This is a genomic window from Candidatus Proelusimicrobium excrementi (assembly GCF_937881865.1).
GTDB classification, from domain to species: Bacteria; Elusimicrobiota; Elusimicrobia; order Elusimicrobiales; family Elusimicrobiaceae; genus Proelusimicrobium; species Proelusimicrobium excrementi.
Genome location: NZ_CALGEO010000138.1, coordinates 1 through 4,254, shown reverse-complemented (window position 1 = coordinate 4,254; position 4,254 = coordinate 1). Strand labels below are relative to the sequence as shown.

The 4,254-nt window shown below is 47.6% G+C and carries 5 protein-coding genes; all 5 read left to right on the top strand.

Features of this window, described 5'->3' with window-relative positions:
- Positions 1-341: 341 nt before the first annotated feature.
- A complete protein-coding gene (locus tag ACQY26_RS06465) occupies positions 342-1,148 on the top strand; it encodes a hypothetical protein (RefSeq protein WP_428048325.1) in 807 nt (268 codons plus the stop codon).
- An 81-nt stretch (positions 1,149-1,229) separates the two neighbouring features.
- Positions 1,230-1,439: an undecaprenyl diphosphate synthase family protein gene (locus tag ACQY26_RS06460; RefSeq protein WP_428048324.1), complete on the top strand. Its 210-nt coding sequence runs from the start codon at positions 1,230-1,232 to the stop codon at positions 1,437-1,439.
- Positions 1,440-1,557: 118 nt separating this feature from the next.
- The gene (gene uppS / locus ACQY26_RS06455) at positions 1,558-1,932 is read left to right on the top strand and encodes a polyprenyl diphosphate synthase (RefSeq protein WP_428048323.1); all 375 of its coding nucleotides are present in this window, start codon (positions 1,558-1,560) and stop codon (positions 1,930-1,932) included.
- A gap of 104 nt (positions 1,933-2,036) precedes the next feature.
- Positions 2,037-2,855, top strand: coding sequence for a phosphatidate cytidylyltransferase (locus ACQY26_RS06450; RefSeq protein WP_428048322.1), 819 nt, complete (start codon positions 2,037-2,039; stop codon positions 2,853-2,855).
- Positions 2,852-4,048 carry a 1-deoxy-D-xylulose-5-phosphate reductoisomerase gene (gene dxr, locus ACQY26_RS06445; RefSeq protein WP_428048321.1) on the top strand — a complete coding sequence of 399 codons (1,197 nt, stop codon included), beginning with the start codon at positions 2,852-2,854 and terminating at the stop codon, positions 4,046-4,048. Before ACQY26_RS06450 ends, dxr begins: the two co-directional genes overlap by 4 nt.
- The last annotated feature ends 206 nt before the right edge of the window (positions 4,049-4,254 follow it).

The following is a 4,254-nucleotide window of genomic DNA, read 5'->3' as shown; positions in this document are numbered from 1 at the left end:
GTTAGCTATACGTCCAAAATATCCGCTGACTTCGCACACCCAACCGCAAGCGCGGCAGATGGCGGGGGCTAAGGGCGCAGGTCGCGGGCGGGGGAGGCGGAAATGCCGGGGGCGCGGAGGCGGGCGGCGACGGCGGCGGCCCCGGTATTACCCCCGACGTAAAATCCTGCGGAGATTGCACCAAGGAATGCTGGGACGGCAGTACCGTTACGGGAAAATGCAATACGATTACCGGCCAATGCTACGACTTCCCTTCCTGTCCGCAAAGACCGGGAGTAAAAGAATGTCTTGGCCAAAAACCGGCGGAAAGCGAATCATGCGGGAATAAATGCGGTTATCACATGCGCAGCGTAACTTGCGACACCTCCACCGGAGAATGGCAGACCGGCCAATGGGGCGCGTGTTCCAATGAAGGCGTATGTACGCCGGACAGCACGGACACTTCCGAATGTTCCGACGGAAAAACCGGGACTATGGTAAGATTTTGCAATAAGTCATGCCAATGGGGAACTTGGAATGATTCCGCCTGCAAAGAAGCAAACAAATGCGATGACGCGGAGTATGCGAAACAAAACGCTTGCGAATGCAACCCCGGCGATTCCACATGCTGTGCAGGAAATCCCAAATCCAAGTGGGATGCGGCCAAAGGCCAATGCGTCTGCCCCAACGGCAAATATGAAAGCAACGGAATCTGCTGCCCAACCGGGCAAGTATCCCTCGACGGCAAAAAATGCGTTTATGAATATCTGCCGGAAAGAGTAAATGTAGGCATATTGGCGGACTGCCATAATACTTACAGTTTTATAGACAAAAAAACATGCAGAAGGAATGGCAAAAAATATTTCGTCGGCGGCAAATTGCCATATACGAAAGCGGGAGACCGCTGTGGCTGGCACCATGCTTACTATAACGGAGGCATGTGGTGGGAAGGCGGAGAGTACCAAGGCGATAATGTAAGTACTTGCAACAACTCTAAAACAGACGCCGAACTTTGCACGCAAAATTGCACCGCCGCAACCTGCAGTTTTAAATGTATGAGAGGCGAAAACGTCCCCACAACCTGCGGAGTTTACAGTTGCAGTAACGGCAGACACTGCGACAATTCCGAAGGAAGCGGCGTAATGCTAAGGTGCAAAAGAAAGAATTAAACACAATATCAGCCCCCGGCTTAAAACCGGGGGCTTTTATCTCTGCTTGGGCGGCGGGCTCAAATAAGGTAAAATATAATTATGGCGGAAGAAACCAAAATCCCAAAGCATATAGCGTTTATAATGGACGGCAACGGACGCTGGGCCGAAGCAAAGGGGCTTTCAAAAACGAAAGGCCACGAAGAAGGCGCTCGCTCGGTCGAAGCGGTTACAAACGCCGCCTTAAAAGCCGGAGTAAAATATATAACGCTGTATGCCTTTGAGTATTATCACCACACTACAGTTAAGTAGAAAGCTAACAAATATAATTAAAACCAACAAATACATCTTCTATAACTAAGACAAAGCAAAATTTTTAAAGGAAAACAATCCCGATGTAAAAATCATTTTCAGCGGCAGGCGCGATCCTTTGCCGGCGGATATACTTCGCAAAATGGATAAAGCCGCCACCGAGGCAAAGCCCAATCACAAACTTGTTTTAAATTTGGCTTTAAATTACGGTTCCCGCCAAGAAATAGCCGACGCCGCGACAAAGCTTTTATCCTCCGGCAAAAAAGAAATAAAACCGGAAGATATTTCCGCCGCGCTTTATAACAATCTGCCCGAGCCCGATTTGATAGTAAGAACTTCCGGGGAGCAGAGGCTTTCCAACTTCCTTTTATGGCAGGCGGCTTACAGCGAGTTCTATTTTACCCCCGTCCTTTGGCCGGATTTCAAAGAAGAAGAATTTAATAAAGCTTTAGAGGAGTATTCCAAAAGGAACCGCCGCTTCGGCGGAAGATAAAGCGCGCGCCATATTCGCCCGACTGAAGCTTAAAACCGCTCCGAAACCTAAAAGTCCCCCTTTTATTTAACGCACATCCATAAACAATTTGCTAAAATGTTTTTATGTTATTACCTAGAATTTTAACCGCAATCGTGGGTATTCCCCTCGTGCTCGCCGCGATTTACTTCGGCGGCGTATTCTATATGGCGTTTGTTTCCGCCATAATACTGCTCTGCTTGTATGAGTATGGTTTGATTTTGCTTACGGCAAAAAAACCCGTTAACCGCGTTTCGCTGATAGTCTTCGGCATATTGATGATAATCGGCGCGGTGGCCGGCAGGGCCGACGTTCAAATGGGCGTTCCCAGCAATATTCCTTCTTTCTTTATGGCTTTGTCTTTGGCGGGAATATTTTTTGTTGAAGTTATCACCCCGCGCCGCTCCGCAGAACGCGCCGCAAATACTTTGCTCGGCGTAATTTTAATACCGTGGTCCTTGGCGCATCTTATCAATATACGCCTTATTGAACCTTACGGCGAATATTTTACTTATATTTTGTTTTTCACTATTTGGGCCACAGATACCGGCGCATATTTTACCGGGAGATTTTTAGGCAAACACAAACTTAATAAGGAAGTCAGCCCCAAGAAAACCTGGGAAGGCGCAATAGGCGGAACTGTTATCGGCACCGCCGTAGCTTTATTCTGTTGGGATTTGTTCTTCCCTTGGTACATAACGGCCGTGCAGGCCGCTTGTTTGGGATTGATGATTTCCGTCTTAGGGCAAATTTCCGATTTGGCCCAGTCTATACTTAAAAGGAGTTCAGGCATAAAAGACTCTTCAAACATTCTGCCCGGGCACGGCGGTTTCTTTGACAGATTCGACGCTTTCCTGCTGACTGTGCCGGTGCTTTATTACGTCTTATTATATATCCTGCCATGAAAAGAATAGTAATTTTAGGCTCGACAGGCTCTATAGGCGTTTCTTCCTTAAGCGTAATTTCCGCTTTGGGCCCGGATTATCAGGTTTTGGCGATAACCGGCAACAACAATACGGATTTATTCTTAAAGCAAATAGCGCAGTTTAAACCTAAATACGCCGCCGTATACAGCGAGGAATCTTACAAAAAAATAAAGGATATGGTCCCCGCGCACACCAAACTTTTGGGGCCGGGTATAGAATCTTTGGTGTTTTTGGCCATTATGCCGGAAGCCGATTTGATAATAGACGGCCTTGCCGGTTCAATAGGTTTTATACCGCTTATAGCGGCCATAAAAGCAAGCAAAACCATTGCTTTGGCCAACAAAGAACCGATAGTTATGGCAGGGCGCGCGCTTATGGACGAGTGCAGACGCTGGAACGCAACCATTATCCCCGTGGACTCGGAACCTTCGGCCGTTTTTCAATCACTTGAGAACGTTGACTGCCATTCCTACTATAAAGCAGAACCGCAGATAGCCGCAATTCTGCTGACGGCTTCAGGCGGGCCGTTCTTTAAATATGACGGGGATTTAAGCAAAGTTACGCCCGCTCAGGCTTTGGCGCATCCCAGATGGAAAATGGGCAAAAAAATCACTATAGATTCTTCCACATTGATGAATAAAGGCTTTGAAACAATAGAAATTATGCACCTTTTTTCCCTGCCTTTGGAAAAAATCAAAATAGTGATACATCCGCAGTCCATAGTACATTCGGCGGTGGAATATGTAGACGGCAGTATTATCGCCGAACTTTCCAATCCCGATATGCGTCTGCCGATACAATACGCCGTAACTTATCCCAAAAGGCTGCCCAGCCCTGTAAAAAGGCTTTCCGTTACGGAAATGGCGAAATTGGAATTTTCCGAGCCGGACTTAAACAAATTTCCCTGCCTCTGCCTTGCGCTGGAAGCGGCCAAAAAAGGCGGCAGCTTCCCCGCCGCGCTTAACGCCGCGGACGAAACGGCCGTAAACGCTTTCCTTGAAGGCAAAATATTGTTTACCGATATTCCCAAAATCGTCGCCGGTGTGCTTGAAAAGCACACCTCGGACAATAAACCGCTCACTTTAAGCGGAGCTGCTTTGGTTGACGAATGGGCAAGAGAGGAAGCACAAACCCTTCTTGAAACCAAGCGTTACCAAAAAGTTAAGATATAAACAAATATCCCCGGCAATTAAACCGGGGATATTTTTTATGAGATCAAAACCCCCGCCTTAGCCTAAGCCAAAGCGGGGCGGTTAGTTGAGATGCCGTTTTTAATACGGCAAAATTGCTCGCAAGTTACGATACTGACGGTATGTTTCTCCATGCAGTCTTTCCCCCACTCGCTCCATTGATAGTTAGCGCAGCAAGTCCTTGTCTG

Excerpts from the sequence above, each read along its gene's own strand:
- ACQY26_RS06465 (WP_428048325.1), top strand. The coding sequence starts at position 342 with ATGCGCAGCGTAACTTGCGACACCTCCACCGGAGAATGGCAGACCGGC.
- ACQY26_RS06460 (WP_428048324.1), top strand. The coding sequence starts at position 1,230 with ATGGCGGAAGAAACCAAAATCCCAAAGCATATAGCGTTTATAATGGAC.
- ACQY26_RS06450 (WP_428048322.1), top strand. The coding sequence starts at position 2,037 with ATGTTATTACCTAGAATTTTAACCGCAATCGTGGGTATTCCCCTCGTG.
- dxr (WP_428048321.1), top strand. The coding sequence starts at position 2,852 with ATGAAAAGAATAGTAATTTTAGGCTCGACAGGCTCTATAGGCGTTTCT.